This window comes from Natronobacterium haloterrestre, from assembly GCF_900112205.1.
Taxonomy (GTDB): domain Archaea; phylum Halobacteriota; class Halobacteria; order Halobacteriales; family Natrialbaceae; genus Natronobacterium; species Natronobacterium haloterrestre.
Genome location: NZ_FOKW01000007.1, coordinates 136,474 through 158,446 on the forward strand (window position 1 = coordinate 136,474; position 21,973 = coordinate 158,446).

Below are 21,973 nucleotides of genomic sequence, written 5' to 3' on the forward strand. Positions count from 1 at the left end.
GCAGGTCGCGACCGGCCGGTCTCGGACCGGTCCGAATACCTGAAAAGTATCCTCTCTATCCCGATATCGACTTCGATAATTTGTGTAAATCGAACCGTCACCCCAAACTTTACACTAGTCGCTATTCACGGTGGCGGTATGTCCGAATTCGGGGCACTGGCACTCGCACCGCCGCTCGTGGCCATCGCGTTCGCCATGTACACGAGACAGACGGTGGTGTCGTTGTTCGCAGGCGTATGGATCGGCGCGCTGATGGTGGCGGGCTGGAACCCCATCGAAGCGACGGCGCTCTCGACCGAGTGGATCGTCGAGATGATCATGACGCCGTTTAACGCCCGGTTTCTCGTCTTGATCATGTTCATGGGGGCCGGCGCGGCGTTCATCTACAAGTCCGGCGGGATCATCGCGCTCGAGAACTGGATCGGCCACCGGATCCGGACGGCGCGGGACTCCCAACTGTTGACGTGGCTGATCGGGATCTTCATCTTCTTCGACTCCTACACGAGTACGATCGTCACGGGCAACGCGACGCGGGAACTCTCCGAGGCGAACGACACCTCCCGCGAGATGCACTCCTACGTCCTCGACTCGACGACCTCGCCCGTGACGACGTTCGGGCCGGTGTCGAACTGGATCGGGTTCCAGGTGTCGATGATCATCGTCGGCTTCGAGTCGCTGGACGTGACGATGGAGAGCCTCGACGTGACGGCGTTCGGGCTGTTCCTCCAGAGCATTCCGTGGAACATCTACTGCTTCCTGGCGTTTTTCATGGTCGGGTTCATCGCGATCACCCAGCGGTTCTACGGGCCGATGCTCGACGCCGAGTGGCGCGCCCGGACCGAGGGGAAGACGATGCGCGAGGACGCGACGCCGCTTTCCGACATCACGACCGACGTCGGCGAACCGAGCCGGGAGAACCCCAAGCTGATGAACTTCTTCCTCCCGATCGTCGCCCTGCTCGTCGTCGGGCTGGTCTCGCTGTGGTGGCTCGGCGAAGGGTACAGGGCCGACGTCGACGTCGCGACGGCGTTCCAGGAGACCGACGTCGCGCTCGGGCTGCTGTACGCCGCCTTCGCGTTCATGGTCACCGGAATGGCCGGCTCGCTCGCGTACGGGACGATGGACCTCGAGGAGGCGAGCGAGACCATCATCAACGGCTTCAAGACGATGATGATCGCCGCGGCGATCATCATCCTGGCGTGGTCGATCGGCCACGCTGCGGAGCAGGTCGGCACCGCCGACTACATCGTCGACCTGATGGTCGGGGGCGGCGTCCCCGGCTCCCTGCTGCCGCTTATCATCTTCGTCGCGGCGATGTTCATCGCGTTCACGACCGGGACGTCCTGGGGGACGATGGGGATCCTGACCCCGATCGCCATCCCGCTGGGTTACGAACTCGCCGGCGTCGGGATCCTGCCGGTGTTGATCGGCGTCCTGCTGGGCGGCGCGATCTGGGGCGACCACTGTTCGCCGATCAGCGATACGACGGTCATGTCCTCGATCTTCGCGGGGGCCGACCACATCGACCACGTGAACACGCAGATCCCGCTGGCGATGACCGCGGCGGGCGTGACCGCCGTCGTCCTGCTGCTGTACGCCGTCGGCCTCCGACAGCCCTACATCGCCCTGCCGCTGGCGTTCGTCCTCACGGCCGCGCTGGTCGTCGCGCTCAACAAGTTCGACGCCCGGCGGAAGAACCTGCCCGAAGTGATGCCCACCCGGGAGGAACTCGAGAACGGGGCCCCGGACCGCGAACCGGACCGTCGCTCGGTGGACGGGAACGGCGACTACAGCGTGTTCGATCCGGTCGCCGTGGCCGCGCTGTTCGTCGTCGGGGGCTACTTCGTGCTGCTGTTCGCGTTCGCGACGCTGGGTGGATAGGCTATCGGTCTACGGTCGATTTTCCGGCCGCTCACGCCGCCGATCCGTTCTCCTCGAGGACGTCCGCACACCGCTCGAGCGCCGCATCGACGTGGGCCCGGGCCTCGTCGTGTTCGATCTCGTCGAGTTCCCCGAGCAGGTCCCGGACGGTCCGGACCCGCTCGCGGACCGTCTCCGCGTCGAGATCCCCCGCCGCCGCGTCGCTGGCCACCGCTTCGGCCTCGCCGAGCACGCGGCTCGCGGATCGCTCGAGCGGCAGTTCGCCGGTCGCCTCGAGGTGCCGGGCCAGGTCGGCGACCGGATCCTCCGCGTTCGAGTCGGTCACGCTCGCTGCTACGCGGGGAGCGGACGTGACGGTTTCGCTCCTTCCTCCCGCTGATCCGCCCCGTCGTTCGCCCGCGAGCGGGTGAAAACCTTCATATCCGCCCCGGATAATGCGGTACTATGACACACGACTGCTCGTTCCTCGAGGACCTGTCCCTCGCGGACGATCAGTTCTCCTTCGGCGAGTCGGCACGGGAGGGCCACGCCGCGGACTGGGGGGCCGACCGGAAAGGCGAGGGCGTCGTCCCCGACGCGGTCGTCTGGCCGGAGTCGACCGACGACGTCGCGACCGTCCTGGCCGCCGCGACCGACCGGGGCGTCCCCGTCACGCCGTACGCGGCGGGGACCGCACTCGAGGGCCACGCCGTGCCGGCCTACGGCGGGATCAGTCTCGATCTCACGCGGATGAACGAGGTGGTCGACTACCGGCCGGACGACTTCCAGATCGACGTCGGGCCGGGGATGCTCGGGTCGGACGTCGACGACTACGTCGGTCCCGACGGGCTCTTCTTCCCGCCGCTGCCGTCCTCGGGCGACATCTCGACGGTCGGCGGCATGATCGCGACCGACGCCAGCGGGATGAAGACGGTCAAGTACGGGGAGGTCGCCGACTGGGTGCTCGGCCTGGAGGCCGTCCTCGCGGACGGGACCGTCGTACAGACGGGTTCGCGGGCGGTCAAGACCTCGAGCGGCTACAACCTGACCGACCTGCTGATCGGCAGCGAGGGGACGCTTGCAGTCGTCACCGAGGCGACGCTCGAACTGGCCGGCCGCCCCCGACAGATCCGCGGCGGCCGGGCCATCTTCGACACCCTCGAGGACGCGACCGAGGCGGTTTTCGACGCCGTGCGGACCGACGTCGACGTCGCCCGGATCGAACTCGTCGACGCCCTCTGTGCCCGCGCGGCCAACGACTACCTGGGCACCGACCTGCCCGACGCGCCGATGGTCTTCCTCGAGTTCCACGCCAACCACGGTGTCGACGAGGAGATCGACCTCTGTGAGACTATCTTCGAGGACCACGACGTCGTCCGGTTCGAGATGAGCGACGACGACGCCGAGATGGACGAACTCTGGCGGGCGCGGCGGGAACTCTCCTACGCCATCCCGAGTTACGACCCGGACCTCGAGCCCCAGCATCCCGGCGACGTGACGGTTCCGATCAGCGCGTATCCGACGATCGTCCGCGAGGCGAAGGAACTCGCGGCGGAACACGACGTTCGGATCCCCTGTTTCGGCCACGCGGGGGACGGCAACCTCCACTACAGCATCCTCGTCGATCCCGACGATCCCGCGGCGGTCGAACGCGGGAAACGCGTCTACGAGACGATCATCGAACGCGCCCTCGAACTGGGCGGCACCGTCACCGGCGAACACGGTATCGGCCAGGGGAAACGGGAGTTCCTCGAAGCCGAGCACGGCGCGGGCGCGGTGGAGACGATGCGGGCAGTCAAGCGCGCGCTCGATCCGACGGATACGCTCAACCCGGGGAAGATATTCCCCGAAACCGCGGACGGCGAACGGGTTCGCGAGGACGGAACGGCGTCCGGAACGCTCGAGTTCGACCCCGAGGAATAACGGTCGAAACGGGGTTCGGGCGACCTACTACCGATCCTGTCGTTTCCCGCGCCGGCGTGGACTCCGATCCCTGCTCGTGTACGCCTCGTTGGGCAGCGTCTCGAGGCAGTTCCGACAGTAGGTGTAGAATACCTCGTTTTCGGTCCGACATCGCCGACAACTGACGATCCGCGAGGAGTCGGTACTGGGACTCATCACCGGACGTTCGGCGGGTTCGGGGATATCGTTCCGGCCAACCTATGCAAGCACGGCGCTTGCGGCCTAATCGTGGACCAGCACGTCGAGCACGTCCGGTCCGTCGCGGGCCAGCGCCGCCTCGAGCGCGCCCTCGATCTCGTCGGGCGTCTCCACGCGCCGAGCGGTCGCGCCGTGGCTCTCCGCGTTCCGGGCGATGTCGACCGCCGGCTCGAAGTCCATCCCGACGAACTCGTAGTCGTCTTCCTCGCCGCCCAGCAGATCTAGCGTGTTGTCCTTCAGGATGCGGTAGTTGCGGTTGTCCGAGACGACGACAGTCAGATCGAGGTCGTACCGCGCCGCGCTGTAGATCGCGTGGGGGTAGTAGAGGTACGAGCCGTCCCCGATGAACCCGAGCACGTCCCGGGGTTCGTCCCGCTGGGACTCGGCCAGCGCCGCGCCGACGGCAGCCGGTAGCCCGTACCCCAGCCCGCCGCCCTTGTTCGAGACGTACTGCTCGGATTCGAACTCCCATCGGGTCAACAGGGCGTACTTCGAGGTGACGGCCTCGTCGACGACGAAGGCGTCGCCGGCGACCCGTTCCATCGCGTCGGCCAGTTGCGCCTTCGAGGCCCGCGGATCGTCGGGGGCCTCGTCCTCGCCCAGCGCTGCCATCTGGGCCTCGACCATCTCCTTGACGGCGGCGACGTGCTCGAGGCGTTCGGCGACGGTCGCGTCGTCGATCCGCTCGCGAACGCGGTCCGCGAGCTCCCGCAGGGCGAGCCCGGGGTCACCGAGGACGGCCGCGTCGGCCGGCTCGTTCTTGCCGAGTTGCCAGCCGTCGTCCCCGACGTGGATGCAGGTCGTTCCCGGGTCGACCAGCGGGTCCTCGTGCCGGGTCAGCGTCGTATTCGTCGAACAGCCGGCGAAGACGATCGTGTCGGCGTCCAGCAGCGTCGACGCGAGGTCCTCGTCGGGCGGGAGATGCGAGACCCACTGCTCGTGGGCCGTCGGGAAGTCGACCTCGCTCGCCAGAATTTCGGCGTGTACCCGCGCCCCCGAGGCTTCCGCGAGGGCGACCGCCGCGTCGACGCCGTCCTCGCTCGAGCGAGCGACGTGATCGCCGACGACCAGCACGGGGTCGTCGGCCTCGACGAGCAACTCCGCCGCGCGCTCGAGGGCCGCGGGATCGCCCCGGCCGGCCGAGGGGATCGGCCCGAGCCGCTCCGGTTCGGCGTCGGTCTCGGCGAGCATGACGTCCAGCGGGAGTCCGAGGAAGACCGGGCCGGTCGGCGGCGTCAGCGCGACCCGGAACGCCCGCCGGAGCATCGTCGGCAGCGCCGCCACGTCCAGCACCTCGTCGGACCACTTGCAGAACTGGTCCGTCAACTCGCGCAGGTCGCCCGAGAGGATCGGCTCCTCGTGGCGGAAGTCGGTGCTGTGGTTGCCCGCCGTGACGACCAGCGGCGCGCCCGCCATCTTCGCGGCGTAGAGGTTACCGAGCCCGTGGGCGACGCCCGGCGCGATGTGGAGGTTGGCGACGCCGACCGACGTGATCGATCCGTCGTCGCGGGAGTGGTATCGCCGCGTCTGGGCGTACCCCGCGGCCATCCCGACCGCCACGTCCTCGTGCAGTCCCAGGACGTACTCGAGGTCGCCGCGGCTGATCGCGTCCACGACCGGCAGTTCCGTCGTCCCCGGATTCCCGAAGACGTAGTCGACGCCGTAGGACTCGAGCGCGTCGCTGACGAGATCCGCACCGGTGTAGCTGCCCGTCATGCTCTATCGTGTCCTTCGATAACACATCAATCTGTGTGTTCCAGCGGGGTCGTCTTCCTTTCCGCTTTTCCAGTCATTACGTGGGTCCGTCGCGACGAGTCACGCATGCACGACCGATTGCTCGTCCTCAACAAGGACTCGGACACGATGTCGGTGATCGACGCCGAGACCGGCGACACCGAGACCGTCGTCGAGACCGAGTTCAACCCTCACGAGATCGCCGTGACGCCGAACGGGACGAAGGCCTACGTCACCTGCTCGCTCGGCGAGACGCTGCTCGCGTTCGACACGGAGACCTGGGAGCGCACCGCCGAACTGACTCACGAGGGGTTCGACTTCCCCCACGGGCTGGCGATCCGGGAGCGGGCCGGCGAGTTGTGGCTCGCCTCGACCGGCAGCAGCCGCGTCTACGTGATCGACGTCGAAACCGACGAGATCCTGACGGACTTCCCGACCCACCAGGCCAAGTCCCACATGGTGGCGCTGACCCCCGACGAGGGGCGGGCGTTCGTCGCCAACATCGGCAGCGGGAACGTAACCGCCATCGACTGCGAGGAGCGGCGGATCCTCGCGGACCCCGAGGTCGGCGAGGAACCCGAAGGGATCGAGGTCCACCCGGAGGCTGGACTGCTCGTCGCCAACCAGGAAGACGGGATGCTCTCCGTGCTCGACCCCGACACGTTCGAGAAAACCGGCCGCGCGCTGCTCGGCGAGACCCCGATCCGCGTCGTGAGTTCGCCGGACGGGCGACACGTCCTCGTCCCGAACCGGGAATCGAACGACGTCTCGCTGATCGACACCCGACATCGCCGCGACGGTGAGCGACAGCCGTGGGAGATCGCCCGGATCCCGGTCGGTATCTGGCCCGGCGGGACCGTCTTCGATCCGGACGGCGAGTGCGCGTTCGTCGCGAACAACAAGACCAACGACGTGTCGGTGATCGACTGCGAGACCTGGACCGAGACCGAGCGCTACGGGACGGAACTCCACCCGGACGGGATCGCCTACCTCGAGCGGTAAGGGGAGTCGACGGCTGCTCGACCGGCGAGCACCTGTCTATCCACCCACGGAATTATACGTCAGTTCGTTGTCCCTCGAGGCATGGCGCTCTCGCGACGTGGGACCGGCGTCCGGACGACGACCCACGCGTTCTGGTCGCAGGTCCATCCCGTCTTCATGTTGCCGCCGCTCGCCGCGTCCCTGTTCGGTGCGATCCTCGCTCGAGACGTCGTGCCCTCCCTCGCCGCGGTCCACGTCGTTGCGATGTTCGCGGCGGTGTATACGGCCCACGTCAAGGACGGCTACGTCGACTTCCACGTTCGCGGCGAGGACGACGACCACCCACTGACGGAACGCGGCTGTCGGGTCGGCCTCGCACTCTCCACGACGGTGTTCGCGGCGTGTGTCGTCTTCCTGGGCGTCGCGGTCGACCTCGTCGCGGTCGCGCTGACCGTGCCGACGTGGCTGATCGCCTACCACCACGCGCCACAACTGGACACGAACCCGCTGACGGCCACCACGGGATATCCACTCGGCATCTCGCTTTCCCTGCTCGGGGGGTTCTACGTCCAGGCCGAGGCGTTCGCCGCGGTCCCGATCGGGTTCGCGGTCGTCTTCCTCGTGCTCCTGTCCGGGGTCAAGGTGATCGACGACGCCCAGGACTACGACTACGATCGGTCGATCGAGAAGCGCACGGTCGCCGTGACCGTCGGGCCGACGCGGGCCTACGACGTCGCCTACGGGCTGATGGCGACCGCCTTGCTCGCCGTCGTCGCGTTTGCCGTCGCCCGTGTCTTCCCCCCGTCGTCGGCCCTGGCCGCGCTGGCGTTCGCCGCGGTGGCCGCCGTTGCCAGGCGCGCCGAACCGGACCTCGCGACGATGCTGCTGATCCGGGGGGCGTACGTCTTCCTGGCGATCCTGGTTGCGGCGGTGTGGTTCGAGCCGCTGGTCGGTACCGCGTGAACCGGGTAGGGGTCCGGGGTAGGGTAGGCTTCCTACTCTCCTTCAACCTCCGCTCCCGCGTCCGGGGCGGCCTCTTCCGTCGCCCCCGGCGGTCGCCACCCTAGCTTCAGCGTTACCGCTTCGCGCTGCCCTCGCAGGATCGAGGATCGCTCGCGGACGCTTACCTCGTACGCGATCGAGTCAGACGGCCGGAGATCGACCGTCTTGTTTCCAGCACGCACCGTCGCCTCGTCGCCGTCCTCGAGTTCGTCGGCGATGGTGCGCAGTTTTTCGGCGACCTCCTCGGGACTGACCTGTTCGGCGGAGACGGTTTCCACCATGGGCGTGGCCTCAACGATTTTCGGAATAAATCGTCTTCCTAACGCCTAAACAGGATTCTGAACGTCTCTACGACAAGAATTTCCCCGAAACAGGAACGTCAGATGCGGTGATGAGAACCGGTCCGTGTGAACCCGTCAGTTCGTGCTCACGATCTTGATTACTGATACTGAGTCCACACAGTGTACACAACGTATAAGCGGGCCTCAAAATAATCCAGTAAGAAAAATAACTCCTCAGTAGAGAGCCAACGGTATGGACAAACGACAGGACGGTCCCCGTTCTAATCCGGCTATAAAAAATGCCTTAGTCGTGACTGCAGCTATTCTCGGTTCAACGTTCATTGGAGTATGGGGCTTTATCGAAGTGACAGACAGCCTTGGAACTGTAGCAACGTGGATTTGGATCGGAATTGGACTTGCTGCGGTCTATCTTCTCTACGACATCGCTAACAGCGTGAAGGAACTCGGGCACGAATCTTAATCGCTCAACACAGTCCTTGTTGCGCCCGGAAATATTATATAAATATAATAAATCAGTTGGTGCTTACGATCTTGATCACGTCGCCCTCCTCGAGTTCGTAGTCCTCGCCTACCTCTCGGTTCGACTTGGCGTCGACCGCGTGGAGGTAGCCGTCGCCGATGTCGGAGTGGACGGCGTAGGCCAGGTCGACGGGCGTCGACCCCGCCGGAAGCAGGTGGGCGTCGGGGAGAATATTCCCGCTCCCGTCGGACCACTTCGAGGCGTCCTCGACGGGGTAGGCCGTGATGTGATCGAGCAGGTCGTAGACGGCGTAGTCAAGCGCCGACTGGACGCCGGTCCCGTCCCACTCGGCCATCGTGTCCGCGAGATCCTCGAGCGCCTCGCGCTGGGCGTCGCTGACGCCATCGCCGATCTCGAGGGTCTCGTCGCCGGGGTCGTAGTCGACCAGGTCGTTGTCGGCCGCACGGCGCAAGGCGAGTTCGCCCTCCGCGGTGGTCGGGATCACGGGTTTGTCGAGTTCGAGCAGTCGTTCGACGTTCTCCTCGGGGGCGACGTCGATCTTGTTGGCCGCGACGACGATCGGCTTGGTTCGCTCCCGGACCAGTCGCGCGAGTTCCTCCCGGTGCTCGTCCTCCCACTGGATCGGGTCCTCGGGATAGTCGAGTTCCCGCAGAACGGTCGCGATCCCCTTCGGCGAGGCACCGAAGCCCGAGAGCATGTCCGCCAGGGCGTCGTCGATGTCGAAGTCGGGCGAGCGGGACTTGCGCTCGACCGATTCCCAGTTGCGATCGACGATGCCCGCCAGCCAGAGGTCCATCTCCTCCTCGATGAAGTCGATGTCCTCGAGCGGGTCGTGGTCGCCGATATCGACGGGTTCGCCCTTCTCGTTCGTGCCGCCGGAGGCGTCGACGACGTTGACGATCACGTCGGCGTTCGTCAGTTCGTCGAGGAACTGGTTGCCGAGGCCCTTCCCCTCGTGAGCCCCCGGCACCAGCCCCGCGACGTCGAGCAACTCGATCGGGACGTAGCGCTTGCCGTCCTCGCAGTCGTCGGCGTTACAGCGCTCGTCGCGCTCGAGGCAGGGACACTCCGTGCGGACGTAGCTCACCCCCCGGTTGGCGTCGATGGTCGTGAACGGGTAGTTGGCGACGTCCACGTCGGCCATCGTCGCCGCGGTGTAGAACGTGGACTTGCCGGCGTTTGGCTTTCCGGCAAGCGCGATCGAAAGCATGGGAAGGGGTAGCGTCGTCGTCTCAAATTGTCTTTCGATTCGGGAAGGGGTGGTCTCGGCCGGTTCCCGACCGATCCGGGTACCCGGGCCCGGGGAACGGCGACGAATCGCTCGATCGGCCGAAGCGCTGAACTTCCAGGCCCGGGATACACGGACGTTTATGGGAGGAGAGTCCGCTGGTGCGGTCGGCCGGGCCGACGCCGGGCCCGGGTCCGACGATCTCTCGATCGAGCCGTTTCTCGAGGGCTCGTCGTTCGACACGGACGGCCGGATCGAGATCAGCATCTTCGTCTCGGGGGAGGGGACGCTCGAGGAGAGCGAACTCGACGTGTTTCTCAGGCAGACGCGGATCGACCCCGGCGAACGGATCGAGATCGGGGTCTTCGTCTCGGGGATCGATCGCGTCGAGGAGAACGAACTCAGCGTCTTTCACGGCCACGAGGAGGTAATCGACCTGGAGGATCCCGGCGTCGTTCGCCGGAACGCGACGGCGGCGTCCGATGCTCGAGAGGGACGCGACGGCCCCACGGAAGCGCGAATCGATTCCGAGACCCCCTCCCAGGGCGATTACGTCCATCCCGTCGTCTTCCGCGAGGGCTCAGACGGAAGGAGCGACTACGCTCTCGAAGGGAAGACCCTCGACGGGAACGCGGACGCGAACCCGGCGTACATCTTCGAACTCAACACTCGAGCGGGCGCACCGCCGGGCGAGTACTCGCTGCCGATCGTGTTCACCTATCACTCCGAGGACGGCGTCAAGCAGGTCAAGAACGCGCCCTCCGTCCACATCAACGACTGGCGCGAGCGGTGGGAACCCTGGCTCACGCGCGGCGTCGCGACGCTCGCGTTCGTGACCGTGGTCGCGCTGTCGTGGATCGCGGTCACGTAGCAGTCGGGAGAAGTCGACCGTCGTGCGGGAAAAGGTGGGACTCGAGGACGAACGTCGTGGCTCGGCGGCTGGCCGGAACCGCTCGAGACCGTCGAGGTCGGAACGACGTTACCGGAGTTCGACCGCCATCATCACCTCGTCGACGTAGTGGCCGTCGAGCTTGTAGTGGTCCTCCCGCACGGCCTCGGTCTCCCAGTCGTGGGCCTCGAGGAACGCGATCGCCTCCTCGTTAGTCGAGGGCACGCTCTGGTAGACCTTCTCGTACCCGTTGGTGCCTGCCCACTCGAGGCCCCGCGAGAGCAGGTGCGAGCCGATTCCGTGGCCGCGATACCCTTCGAGGACGCCGACGGTGAGTTCCGCGGTGTGGCTCAACTTGTCCAGTTCCGGCGCGTAGAGGTGGACCCAGCCGACTACCTCCTCCTCGACCGTCGCCACGAAGAACATCCGGGACTCGAGTTCGTTCTGTCGCAGCAGCGCCTCCTCGTGGTCGATCTCGTCGGCGACGCTCTCGGCGACGATGTAGGTCCGCTCCTCGGCGACCTGACGGATCGCGCCGACGATCCCCGAGAGGTCCTCCTGGCGCGCCGGCCGGATGTGGAACTCGAGGTCCTCGGAGACGTACTCCTCTTCGGCCCCGGCGTCGATCGTGACCCGGAGTTTGCCGTCTTCCTCCTCGAGTCGGCCGTCCCGTTTGAGGATCGCGATGTGGTGGCGGAATCCGCTCGGATCGATGCCCAGGTGGTCCCGGGTCTCGTCCGGGTCGGCGGCCCCGTGTCGCTCGACGTACTCGTAGATGCGTTTCCGGTCCTCGTGCCCGAATTCGAGCGATTCGCCGATTTCCATGGCATGTTATACCAGACCACATTACTTAATCCTTCGCTCGGGACGCGGCCCGGACGCCCCTTCTCCTCGCGGACGGTCGACGCAACCGAACCGTCGTCCTCGCTGTCGAAAGCGGCCGGTCCCGTGTGGAGCAGTCGTCCGACCCGGTCCGCCGGGAGAAGACGGTAGCGAGCCCGGAAGTTACCGGATATACGAGAGGTGCCGTCCAAACCCAGTTTCGATCACATTTGGCCAGTACGTTTAATCGACATCTATCTGATGGGGCAGTATGAGAAACAGAGAGGACGACGGGTCGGGTACGTCTCCGTTTCGGGAGGTGTACGATCGTCTGCGGTCCCGATATTTCTTCAAGATCGGTGCCGCGATACTCGTTCTGTCGATCGTTCTCCTCGGCGTGGGATACGTCACGCTCACCACGGTGCAAGCGAGCGTCGAGTCGGATTCGACGGAGACACTGTTGACGTCCGCCGAACGCGAAGCGAACGGTATCGAGGAGTTCATCGTCGATCGGAACGCCGACGCCGTCCGCATCTCCGAGAGCGAAGCGCTCGTCGAGGGCGACAGGGAACGGATCAGAGGGGAGTTGCAAACGAACCTCGATATCCTGCCCAACAGCGTTCGATCGATCCACTACTACGACATGGAGACGGGGACGATCACCGTTAGCTCCCACCCCGTACAGGACGGCCAGGAGGTCCGCGGCGACCGTCCGTGGGCGGTCGACGGGTCCGCGTTCGACGGGCCGGGCGACGTGCGGTCCTTCGAACCGTACGAGACGAACGGCGAGAAGCGAATGGGGTTCGTCAGTCCAGTCGTCGGCCAGGAGGACCACGCGGTCGTCGTCACGGTCGACCTGACGAAACAGGGCCGGTTACTGACGCCGCCCGTCGACGGCGCCAAGATCGACGTCGTCTCGACGCGGACCGGCGAGGTCGCGCTCGCCGGCGACTCCGACGCGATCCTCGAGGACTACTTCCTCCTCGAGGAACTCCCACACCTCCAGGAGAACGTCAGGGAATCACGGACGGACGCCGCGACGATCGACCACGAACTCGTCGACGACGACCAGGTCGTCGTCACGACGGTCCCGATCCAGCAGAAACCGTGGGCGGTCACCGTCGTCGCGCCGGAGAGCGAAGTCTTCGGGACCGTCGGCGACGTCTCGCGAAGTATCCTGGTCCTGATCGCGGTCTCGATCGTCGGCTTCGGAGTCGTCGGCGTGCTCATCTCGCGCGACATCAACGAGTCGCTCGGAACGATGACCGGGTACGCCGAAGAGATCGAGGAGGGGAACCTCGAGGTCAGTATCGACCGCTCCAGAACCGACGAGTTCGGGCAGTTGGCGGCCCTGTTCGCCCGCATTCGGGACACGCTCAAGGAGCAACTCGACGAGGTCGAACAGCGGGCGGCGGAGGCCGAGGCCGAACGCGAACGCGCCCGGGAGGCCAAGGCCGCAGCGGAGGAGGCACAGGCCGACGCACAGCGGGCCAAAGCCGAGGCGGAAGCGCTCAGCGAGCACTTGGAGGAGAAGGCGACGGCGTACAGCGAGACGATCGACGCGGCGGCGGACGGCGACCTGACTCGACGGCTCGACACCGAAAGCGAGAGCCGGGCCATGACCGAGATCGGCGAGTCGCTCAACCGGATGCTCGAGGACCTCGAGGGGATGGTCGTTCGGATCCAGACAGTCGCACAGCGCGTCGACGAGAAGAGTTCCGAGGTAACGGCCTCGACGGAGGAGGTCCGGGCCTCGAGTGCGGAGGTCGCCGAGAGCATCGAAGAAATCTCGGCCGGAGCCGAACGCCAGAACGAGAAGTTGACGACGGCGGCCTCGGAGATGAGCGATCTCTCGGCGACGGTCGAGGAGATCGCGTCCTCGTCGGCGAACGTAGCCGACCAATCGGAACAGGCCGCGGCGGTCGGACGGGAGGGCCAGCGAACCGCACGCGAGGCGAGGGAGTCGATGGCGGCGATCGAATCGAAGACGGAGGATACCGTCGGGGAGATGGAGACGCTCCAGGCGGAAGTCGAGCGCATCGAGGAGGTCGTCGCGCTGATCGACGACATCGCCGAACAGACGAACCTCCTCGCGATCAACGCCTCGATCGAGGCCGCGGCGGCGACCGACGACGGGGACGGGGACGGGGACGGGTTCGCCGTCGTCGCGGACGAGGTCAAGTCGCTGGCCGAGGAGACCGCCGAGGCGACCGACGAGGTCGAGCGACTGATCGAAGCGGTCGAGGACTCGACGTCGTCGGTGGCCGAAGACATGTTCGAGATGCAGTCGGAGGTCGAACACGGCCGCGAGACGATCGACGAGACGGTCTCGGCGCTCGAGGAGATGGTCGAGCAGGTCGCGGATGCCAACGCGGGTATTCAGTCGATCAACGAGGCGACCGACGACCAGGCGGCGTCCGCACAGGAAGTCACGACGATGGTCGACGACGTCACGTCGGTCAGCGATCGGACCGCGAAAGAGGCAGCGAACGTCTCGGCTGCCGCGGAGGAACAGACGAGCGCGGTCGAACGGATCGCGACCGGTTCGGAGTCGCTGTCGGGACGTGCAGACGAGTTACGGACGCTCGTCTCCCGCTTCGAGACGGACGGGAATTCGGACGAGGCGTCGAAGGACGATGTCGACCCCGTCGTCTCGGACGACTAACCGGCGTTCAGTCCTTCCCGCAAACAGACCACCGATCGAGCGTCCCGGTGGGTCGCCACGAGCGATCCGGCCCGACTTAATACTCGAACCGATGAAGCCTGTGAGACTTCGGGACGCCGTGCTCAGAGAGCAACTGCGTGGAGTTGCCCCCGATCGACGAACCGGCGGGCGGATCTCGCGCGAGACATGATCGGAACGGTTCCTCTGGTGGCGGGTTGCGTGCTCCTGGGAACGGTAGCGATGGGACTGATCGTCCACGAGTGGGCCCACGCCGCGGTGCTTCGACTCGGGGGGATAGACTACGACGTGTCGTTCTTCCCCGGGCACGAGTCCGGTCCTCTGGGGTTGCTCGCGAGTTGTCCCTGGGCCGTCGTCCGTCCGAATCCGACGGACCGAGACCCTGCCTGGCTCCTGCGCTGTGCCGCGCTCGCCCCGGCGCTGCTCTCCGCGCCGGTGTTCGTGGCCGGGTTCGTCGGCGACGGGTGGCTCGCGTCCCCGCTGGCGACGGCGGCAGCGATCGGCTGGCTCGCCTGTTCGCTTCCCAGTCCGCAGGACTTCTCCGTCGCCTTCTACGCTCATCGAGCCCTCGAGAACCGGAGGACCGCCGTAGCATCCTCTTCCCGCGCTGACTGACGGTCGCCGGGAAATTCGCAGGTGGATCCGCTCTTCGACCCCGTCTCGCCGGCTCCGTCCGTCGGCTCCCGGTGCCTTTCTCGGGTCGACTGGATAGCGGCATACGTTTCAACCGTCCCGAAATTTCATATTGGTGAATGTAATGTGTCCGCGTGACACTATGGCCGCGAACACCTCGGCGCTCGCGATACTGGTGGGTGGGGAAACCCGGAGCAAGACCGGGATCGAAATCCGGGCCGGGACTGCGACCGGAACCGCAACGATCGACGCACTGCGCTCGAGCGAGGCGACCGACGGAGGGTGGACGCCGTGATTCCGGAATCGACGGTCTACGTCCTCTCGGGGAGTGCGCTGGGCGCCCTTGCGCTCCTGTTTGCCGTCTGGACGGCGCGGCTCCCGTCGGCCGTCCGACGGTACGGGTTGGCGGTCGTGGTGGGGACCGCGAGCATGGCCGTCGCGTACTTCCTCATGTCGGCAGGGGTTCTCACCGTCCAGACGACGGGGCGAGAGCAATCCGCTGCACGGTTTCTCGGTTACACCGGGACGTGGACGGCGTTTGCCTACCTGCTCGCAGCCGTCGCCGGAGCCGGACGCCGGACTGCGGCGATACTGCTCGCGGCTATCCTGTGGGTCCAGTGGGCGACGCTCGTCTCCTGGGTCGTCGGCGGTACCGCGGAACTGCTCGTTTCGGTAAGCATGCTCGCTGCGCTCGCGCTCGTCGTCTACCTGCTTTTCGTCCCGTTCACGCGGCGAGCGGGGGAAACGACCGGCGAACGGTTCCTCCTCTTCTCGAAGCTCAAGTACCTGACCGTCCTCGGCTGGGCCGGGCTGGTGACGGTCGCGATCGTCTCCGAACAGAACCTGGCGCTGGTCGATATGTTCGTCGGGCAGGTCGCGGCGACCTACATCGACGTCGTCCTGCTCGCGGGTCTGGGCGGTATCGTCCTGCGCCACGTCGGCGCGCTCGAGGCGACGGCCGCCGGGACCGACGCCCCACGTGACGTTTCGAGCGGGGACCTCGATCACGACGCGAATCCCGCGGACTGACGGCGACGACAGCGGTCGCTGGTACGTTCGACGTCTTCTGGTCGGGACGGTCGAACCGCTCTGGGATCGTAATCGGTCAAAGAAGGCAGCGCGGCGGCCACACAGCCACGGGTAGCCACGGCGCTGCTCGAGCACGAGTGTTCCACCGGCACTCACAGCGTTTGTTCGGGTTCGATGCGTCGGGGAGTCGGCGTCGCGCCGACATGGCCACCAATGTTATGTCCAACAATAAATCTATTCGTTGCCGCAACTACACCTGTTGTGCGCATATAATTGGACGAACGATTCATAGAACTGCACTTCTGGAAGCGTTTTGGTAAAACTGGCTGTGGTGGGGCGAGATCGCTGCCGAAACGCGTGATCGGACGGGTTTCCGACGGGACAGCAAAAGGACGGAAGGATAGTACTCGAACGAGCGACAACGACGGCGAACGGACACCCCGCTCAGGGGTCGATCCCCGCCGGCGACAGCCGCTCCGAGAGCTCCGCGCTGATGAGCGCGGCGTGGCTCCGGCGAAGCCGCTCCGAGAGCGCCTGGTGGGAGACGTCGAGTTCGGCCGCCAACTCCTCGAGGGTGATCCTCCGGGGGACATCGAAGTAGCCCAGTTCGTGGGCCGTCACGATCGTCTCGTACTGGGTGTCCGTCAGCGCCGTCCGCTCGCGCTCGAGGTCCTCGGGGGTGCTGATACGGGTCACTTCGACGCGGAAGTCGTACTGCCCGAACAGATCGTGACTGGCCGAGACCGACTCCCGATCGTGATAGAGCAACTGCAGCGACCACCGTCCGTCGCGGCCGTGGGCAGCGAGGATTGCGCCGTCGTTCTCGGCGACGATCTGCTGGAACAGTTTGAGACCGTCCCGGAAGTCGAGGCGGTACAGCCACTGCCCTCGATCGGAACCCGACTCCGCGTTCGACGGGGCGGCCTGTCCACGCTCCCCGGGAGTCCGACTCGCCGCGGCGGTCCCGACGTTGGCCCCCGACGTAGTGGCATCGACCGTCGCGTTCGCGTTCGACTTCGCCGAATCCGATTCCGCGTCGCTGGCGGCCACGTTTCCGTCCGGGTCCTGGCCGCCGACGTTTGCACGGTCCGCCACGCTCGCGATCACCTCGACCGACGGGTCGGCCTCGAGCGCGTCGTCGAGGGTGTGCCGATCGGGTCCGGCCACTCGGACCAGCGGTGCCGAGTCGCCGATCAGTCCGCCGATCCGAAACTCGAACGTCGACACGCGGTCGAACGTTCGTGCGAATCCGAGCCGATCAGCCGGAATCTCGAGTTCGACGACCGTGGTCATCACGACAGTCCACCACGAACGCATATAGACGGATTTCCCTTCCGGTAGCCTTTCCCGCCACCCAATCGCAGTGAGAGTCAGTCGAAACCGACGGTCGACTACGTTGACCGGTCGTTCGAATCAAATGATCGGTCCGACACGCGGGCGGCGCCGACGGATGCGGGCGGCGTCGACAGGCTCCCGAAACGAAACGTCCGAGTACTCCCCCTTCACACACCCCGCCATGGAGTCGTTCGTCGCTGATAACCTCGAGTACTACGCCGAAACCCAGGGCGTACTCCCGAGTCGCCTCGAGGAGTTCGGCGAGACCTACCGCGACCAGGGGTATCTCACCCGCGACCAACTGTACGAAATCGCCTACGAGTCCTCGACACGTAGCGCCTACCACGTGGAGACGAACCCCGAAAAACGGTGTCGCACCGTCACGGAGAACGTCCTCTCCGTCGAGGACGATTTCTCGAAGATCCACCTGCTGACCGGCCTGTCGGGGTTCAAGGCGCCGGCGGCGTCGTGCGTGCTCGCCGCCTACGATCCGGACCGCCACGCCGTCGTCGATACCCGTGTCTGGGCGTCGCTCGAGCGGCTGGACTACCTCGAGGGGCGCAAGGAGTCGTTCGACGCCGACGACTACGTGACGATGATCGGTCCGATCCGCGAGGTCGCCGCAGAGACGGGGTACAGCGCGGCCGAGGTCGGCTACGCGCTGTTCGCCTACGACGACAAGGTGCGGGACGGGACCTTACACTGACACCGACACTGACGCTGAGCGGGTCACTCGATTCGCAACTCGCCGCTGCCGTCGCCGCCGTCGACACCCTCGTCCCACTCGAGTTCGAACTCGACGCTCAACTCGCCCGGTCCGTCGGTCGGGCCCTCGCGTTCGGCCTTCACCTCGAAGGTGGGGCGGGCCGGCGGCTCCATCGTCACCGACTGGTCGCCCGCCGAGAGCGTGATGGCCTCGCCGGCCTCGAGATTGTCCGCGACCCGGCGAAGGTAGTCGGCGATGGCGGCGCGGTCCTGGCTGCTCTCGGATTCGAAGAGGACTTTCTCCGGCATAGGCTACCTACGTGTCGCGCAAATAAATAGTTCGCTCCCGGAGCGTCGCCCTAATAGACGGTATTCCACTTGTGTCGTCGGAAGGCTCGAGGAATTGTGTCGTCGGAAGACTCGAGGAAAGACCGGCGAAGTAACTCCCGGGGTACGACCTGGGACTAGGAGAACGGCTTCCCGTCGTAGCTACACCTCGTGACCAGAACAGCTTAAAGGAGCGGCGGAGACCCGATCGGACTAATCGCTGGGAACCGTCTGGAAAGGGTTCGCGCTCTCGGATCGTCGACGGACGTTCGCTACTGGCCCCTGAAAGCGTGAGCGTGATAACGAGCGTGGGGGCGGAGGGATTTGAACCACGAGGACGTCGCTCCACTCGTCCTCTGGGCTCAAATTCCTCCAACATCACGTATTTACCGCTCACGAGCTTGTTCGCAGCAAAATCCAGTGGGGTCGGAGGGATTTGAACCACGGTCGCAGAAAAGCTGCTCCCTGATTCAAATCCCACCGAATCACATACCCGTCGCTCGCGAGTTTGCTCGCGACAGAAGTATGGGGTCGGAGGGATTTGAACCCCCGATCGACTGATATCTCCGGTGCGCCTCGGAACTCCAGAGGGTCATCACACGGACGCTGATCAGGCGTCCGATCAGTATATCAGTCTGGAGTGTCGTCCCGGGCGCGTGCCTCTGGAGTCAGTCGCCATACCTGGCTTGGCCACAACCCCTCGCCATTTCGTAGGGGGGTTTTCCCTAAAGTGGTTTCGATTCGAGTTACGCCGCGGTCACAGCCACGGGGCCCGACCGGCCGTGTCCGTGGTGTCGTCCCCGGGGTAGGTCTCCTCGGTTTCGTCTTCGCTCTCCGTCTCGTCTTCGCTTTCGGCTTCCCCATCCGTTCCGCCGTCGGACTCGAGGTCGGCTCCGGCCCCGTCCGCTCTGCTTTCGACGGTCGGATGGCGAGGGTTGACGCTCGCGCTTGCACTTGCACTTGCGCTCGTGGTCGTGGTGGTGGTGGACGGATTCGGACTCGTACTCGGACTGGAACCCGAGTCCGAACCCGATCCCCAGCTCCCGCCGTCGGGCAGCGGTCCCGTCCCGACCGCGGGGGCCGTGAACTCGTCGTCCTCGTCCTCCGCGCGCTCGAGTGGCGGGTCGATCGCGAAGATTGCGGCGACGATCAGCGCAGCTAGCGGTGCCTGCCCGAAGGCGTCTGCGACCAGCGCCATCGGCAACAGGCCGAGCGCGACGGCGCTGCCGAACCGGAATCGGTCCAGATCCATGTACTCGCGCAGGTAGGGGCCGCTCAGCGCGACGGCCAGTGCGAAGGCGACGCCGATGGCTGCGGCCAGCACGGAGTTGGCTACCAGCGCGGGGTCGTTCATCAGCACCAGGTTCATCCCGCTGGGGTCGATGCTGGCGACCAGCCCCAGCCCGATGATGACGCCGGGGCTGGGCAGGTACTCGCCGACCGTCGCGCTTGCGGTTTTCGCGGCGATCGCGAGGATCACCAGGGCCGCGAACCGCTCGAAGATCAGGATGTCGATGACGCTCTCGATCGCCGGTGCGAGCGCGGCCTGCACCGCCGAGAGCAGGATCAGCGGGATCCCGACCAGCAGGACGACGCCGGCCTGTTCGCGGGGCGAGCCGGTCATCTCCGCGAGGATGACCGCCACCGTTGCGCTCCCGCCGAAGATCAGCAGTCCGACCTGGATGGCTCCCAGCGGCTCGTCCAGGGCTCCCGCCAGGATCAGGGCCGGGAAGACCCCGTCGATCAGCGGGAGCATCATCACGAGGGCGAGCAACTTGGCGTTACCACCGACTAATGACTCGAGGCGGAGTGCAACCGGATGTTCAGAGGCGCTCATTTCTCAGGGTCGATGGCCATGACCCGAGGCCGATGGGTGATGTGACGGACGATCCCGACGATAACCGTGGGGGTGAATCTGGCAGCAAGACCGAAGAATCGGCCACCAGTTCGTCCGATTAAGGCCTCGTGCTGTGAGTTTTCGTGTATTCCCGAATTTAAAGCTGGAGGCGGAGACCGCACTCATCCGACCACCGATTCGGGCTTCGCTGGAACTCACAGCGTGCATATCCAGACCGACGGCCGGATTGTCCATAAACGTTGTGTGAGACGGCGTTTCACGATACATTTGGTCTCCGACACTAACAGCCATATTCGGGTCGTAATGTACGGATTTGCCGTTTCGCGGGCGCTGCTACCGCATAACGTGTGCCCCGATAACGGACGGTGGGCCGGGGACGTAGCACATCTCGCAACGTTTTTTGCCCGCGGGTTCGGACGGTTTACATGGCGAACGACGTTCCAGAGCACGAGCCCTATTCTTCGAAACTCCAGGTACCGGAAGCGCTGACGTTCGACGACGTCCTCCTCCGTCCGAAGGAGAGCCGAGTCGAGCCCGACGACGCCGACCTCACGTCGCGAGTCTCGGCGAACGTCGAGGTGTCGGTTCCCATCCTCTCGGCCGCGATGGACACCGTCACCGAGAGCGAGATGGCCATCGCGATGGCCCGACACGGCGGTCTCGGCGTCCTTCACCGGAACATGAACATCGACGAGATGGTCGAAGAGATCGAACGCGTCAAAAGCGCCGACGAACTCGTGATCCCCCACGACGCCGTCGTCACCGCGGACCCCGAGATGTCCGTCCGCGAGGTCGACAACCTGATGGCCCGCGAGGGCGTCGGCGGCGCGCCCGTCGTCAACACCCGCGGCGAGGTGCTGGGCATCATCTCGAGTACGGACATCCGGCCCCACCTCGAGGTCAACGAGGACGACCCCGTCACGGAGGCGATGACCGACGAGGTCATCACCGTCGACGAGGGCGTCGATCCCCGCGACGCGTTCGACCTGATGTACGAGCACAAGATCGAGCGCGTCCCGGTCGTCGACGACGAGAACCTTCTGGTCGGACTCGTCACGATGCAGGGAATCCTCCAGCGCCGGGAGTACGGCGAGGCCGTCCGCGACGAGGACGGTCGACTCCGCCTGGGCGTCGCGGTCAGCCCCTTCGAGGAGGACCGCGCCGCGGCCGCCGACGAGGCCGGCGCCGACGTCCTCTTTATCGACACCGCACACGCGCACAACCGGAACGTCATCGAGGGCGCACGCGAGATCAAGGAGTCGGTCGACGCCGACGTCGTGGTCGGCAACGTCGGTACGCGCGAGGCCGCGGCGGAACTGGTCGACTTCGCGGACGGCATCAAGGTCGGTATCGGGCCGGGCTCGATCTGTACGACCCGCGTCGTCTCCGGGGCGGGGATGCCCCAGATCACGGCGGTCGCACAGGTCGCGGACGTCGCCAGCGGGGAGGACGTGCCCGTCATCGCGGACGGGGGCATTCGCTACTCCGGCGACGCGATCAAGGCCATCGCCGCGGGCGCGGACGCGGTCATGCTCGGGTCGTACTTCGCCGGGACCGACGAAGCGCCGGGCCGGGTGGTCACGATGAACGGCAAGAAGTACAAGCAGTACCGCGGCATGGGCTCGGTCGGCGCGATGAAATCCGGCGACAGCGACCGCTACCTGAAAGAAGAGCCCGACGAGGAGGAGGACTACGTCCCCGAGGGCGTCGAGGCCGCGACGCCGTACAAGGGCACCCTCAAGTCGGAACTCCACCAGCTCGCCGGCGGGATGCAGTCCGGGATGGGCTACGTCGGCGCCGAAACGATCCCCGAATTCAAGGAACGCAGCGAGTTCGTCCGCGTCTCCTCGGCCGGCCAGGCCGAGAGCCACGCCCACGACGTCGTCATCACCGACGAGGCGCCGAACTACTCGCCCGACGGTAACTGACGATCCCGCCGAGCGC

Annotated in this window: 21 protein-coding genes and 1 tRNA gene; 12 read left to right on the forward strand and 10 right to left on the reverse strand. The window is 65.9% G+C overall.

The genetic code is table 11. From position 1 onward, the window contains the following. Positions 1-138 precede the first annotated feature (138 nt). A complete protein-coding gene (locus BM113_RS14290) occupies positions 139-1,881 on the forward strand; it encodes a Na+/H+ antiporter NhaC family protein (protein ID WP_089788733.1) in 1,743 nt (580 codons plus the stop codon). 31 nt (positions 1,882-1,912) lie between these two features. On the opposite strand, the gene BM113_RS14295 is transcribed toward BM113_RS14290, so the two are convergent. Beyond that, a complete protein-coding gene (locus BM113_RS14295) occupies positions 1,913-2,206 on the reverse strand; it encodes a DUF8152 family protein (protein ID WP_089788734.1) in 294 nt (97 codons plus the stop codon). 119 nt (positions 2,207-2,325) lie between these two features. On the opposite strand from BM113_RS14295, the gene BM113_RS14300 reads away from it, so the two are divergent. After that, entirely contained in the window at positions 2,326-3,783 is a 1,458-nt protein-coding gene (locus BM113_RS14300; RefSeq protein WP_089788735.1) for an FAD-binding oxidoreductase, read from the forward strand. A 27-nt stretch (positions 3,784-3,810) separates the two neighbouring features. Here BM113_RS14300 and BM113_RS14305 read toward each other — a convergent pair whose 3' ends face one another. Beyond that, a complete protein-coding gene (locus BM113_RS14305) occupies positions 3,811-3,978 on the reverse strand; it encodes a DUF7577 domain-containing protein (RefSeq protein ID WP_245758064.1) in 168 nt (55 codons plus the stop codon). Positions 3,979-4,044: 66 nt separating this feature from the next. Beyond that, the gene (locus BM113_RS14310; RefSeq protein WP_089788737.1) at positions 4,045-5,736 is read right to left on the reverse strand and encodes a thiamine pyrophosphate-binding protein; all 1,692 of its coding nucleotides are present in this window, start codon (positions 5,734-5,736) and stop codon (positions 4,045-4,047) included. Between the two features lie 105 nt (positions 5,737-5,841). Here BM113_RS14310 and BM113_RS14315 point away from each other — a divergent pair, with 105 nt between their 5' ends. Then, positions 5,842-6,756 (forward strand): beta-propeller fold lactonase family protein, encoded by a 915-nt coding sequence (locus tag BM113_RS14315; protein WP_089788738.1) that lies wholly within the window; start codon positions 5,842-5,844, stop codon positions 6,754-6,756. Between the two features lie 81 nt (positions 6,757-6,837). Further along, positions 6,838-7,698, forward strand: coding sequence for a UbiA family prenyltransferase (locus tag BM113_RS14320; RefSeq protein ID WP_089788739.1), 861 nt, complete (start codon positions 6,838-6,840; stop codon positions 7,696-7,698). Positions 7,699-7,730: 32 nt separating this feature from the next. On the opposite strand, the gene BM113_RS14325 is transcribed toward BM113_RS14320, so the two are convergent. Continuing rightward, complete coding sequence (locus tag BM113_RS14325; protein WP_089788740.1) at positions 7,731-8,018, reverse strand: amphi-Trp domain-containing protein; 288 nt, start codon at positions 8,016-8,018, stop codon at positions 7,731-7,733. A gap of 253 nt (positions 8,019-8,271) precedes the next feature. Here BM113_RS14325 and BM113_RS14330 point away from each other — a divergent pair, with 253 nt between their 5' ends. Beyond that, positions 8,272-8,499: an Mn2+/Fe2+ transporter gene (locus BM113_RS14330; protein ID WP_089788741.1), complete on the forward strand. Its 228-nt coding sequence runs from the start codon at positions 8,272-8,274 to the stop codon at positions 8,497-8,499. A 52-nt stretch (positions 8,500-8,551) separates the two neighbouring features. On the opposite strand, the gene BM113_RS14335 is transcribed toward BM113_RS14330, so the two are convergent. Beyond that, entirely contained in the window at positions 8,552-9,730 is a 1,179-nt protein-coding gene (locus BM113_RS14335; protein ID WP_089788742.1) for a redox-regulated ATPase YchF, read from the reverse strand. 160 nt (positions 9,731-9,890) lie between these two features. Between BM113_RS14335 and BM113_RS14340 the strand changes: the two genes are divergently transcribed. Next, positions 9,891-10,619: a DUF8164 family protein gene (locus tag BM113_RS14340; protein WP_245758065.1), complete on the forward strand. Its 729-nt coding sequence runs from the start codon at positions 9,891-9,893 to the stop codon at positions 10,617-10,619. 108 nt (positions 10,620-10,727) lie between these two features. Here the strand turns inward: BM113_RS14340 and BM113_RS14345 are convergent, their stop codons facing one another. Next, on the reverse strand, positions 10,728-11,462 hold the full coding sequence (locus BM113_RS14345) for a GNAT family N-acetyltransferase (RefSeq protein WP_089788744.1): 735 nt from the start codon (positions 11,460-11,462) through the stop codon (positions 10,728-10,730). Positions 11,463-11,730: 268 nt separating this feature from the next. Between BM113_RS14345 and BM113_RS14350 the strand changes: the two genes are divergently transcribed. From BM113_RS14350 to BM113_RS14360, 4 genes are all read left to right on the forward strand, one after another. Further along, positions 11,731-14,124: a methyl-accepting chemotaxis protein gene (locus BM113_RS14350; RefSeq protein ID WP_089788745.1), complete on the forward strand. Its 2,394-nt coding sequence runs from the start codon at positions 11,731-11,733 to the stop codon at positions 14,122-14,124. 240 nt (positions 14,125-14,364) lie between these two features. Next, positions 14,365-14,757, forward strand: a complete 393-nt coding sequence (locus BM113_RS14355; RefSeq protein ID WP_089788746.1) for a hypothetical protein — start codon at positions 14,365-14,367, stop codon at positions 14,755-14,757. 160 nt (positions 14,758-14,917) lie between these two features. Next, positions 14,918-15,070, forward strand: coding sequence for a hypothetical protein (locus BM113_RS22355; RefSeq protein ID WP_177209179.1), 153 nt, complete (start codon positions 14,918-14,920; stop codon positions 15,068-15,070). Continuing rightward, complete coding sequence (locus tag BM113_RS14360) at positions 15,067-15,804, forward strand: bacteriorhodopsin (protein WP_089788859.1); 738 nt, start codon at positions 15,067-15,069, stop codon at positions 15,802-15,804. The genes BM113_RS22355 and BM113_RS14360 overlap by 4 nt, the downstream gene beginning before the upstream one ends. A 444-nt stretch (positions 15,805-16,248) precedes the next feature. Here the strand turns inward: BM113_RS14360 and BM113_RS14365 are convergent, their stop codons facing one another. Further along, positions 16,249-17,097: a helix-turn-helix domain-containing protein gene (locus BM113_RS14365; RefSeq protein ID WP_089788747.1), complete on the reverse strand. Its 849-nt coding sequence runs from the start codon at positions 17,095-17,097 to the stop codon at positions 16,249-16,251. A gap of 223 nt (positions 17,098-17,320) precedes the next feature. On the opposite strand from BM113_RS14365, the gene BM113_RS14370 reads away from it, so the two are divergent. Beyond that, the gene (locus BM113_RS14370; protein ID WP_089788748.1) at positions 17,321-17,845 is read left to right on the forward strand and encodes a hypothetical protein; all 525 of its coding nucleotides are present in this window, start codon (positions 17,321-17,323) and stop codon (positions 17,843-17,845) included. Positions 17,846-17,868: 23 nt separating this feature from the next. Here the strand turns inward: BM113_RS14370 and BM113_RS14375 are convergent, their stop codons facing one another. The 3 genes from BM113_RS14375 to BM113_RS14380 all read right to left on the reverse strand — a co-directional run bounded on the left by BM113_RS14375 (position 17,869) and on the right by BM113_RS14380 (position 20,008). Then, positions 17,869-18,153: an amphi-Trp domain-containing protein gene (locus tag BM113_RS14375; RefSeq protein ID WP_089788749.1), complete on the reverse strand. Its 285-nt coding sequence runs from the start codon at positions 18,151-18,153 to the stop codon at positions 17,869-17,871. A 544-nt stretch (positions 18,154-18,697) separates the two neighbouring features. Beyond that, positions 18,698-18,871 (reverse strand) — tRNA-Trp (locus tag BM113_RS22360). A 57-nt stretch (positions 18,872-18,928) separates the two neighbouring features. Beyond that, positions 18,929-20,008, reverse strand: coding sequence for a DUF5794 domain-containing protein (locus BM113_RS14380; RefSeq protein ID WP_089788750.1), 1,080 nt, complete (start codon positions 20,006-20,008; stop codon positions 18,929-18,931). A 446-nt stretch (positions 20,009-20,454) separates the two neighbouring features. Between BM113_RS14380 and guaB the strand changes: the two genes are divergently transcribed. Next, entirely contained in the window at positions 20,455-21,957 is a 1,503-nt protein-coding gene (gene guaB, locus BM113_RS14385) for an IMP dehydrogenase (protein ID WP_089788751.1), read from the forward strand. The last annotated feature ends 16 nt before the right edge of the window (positions 21,958-21,973 follow it).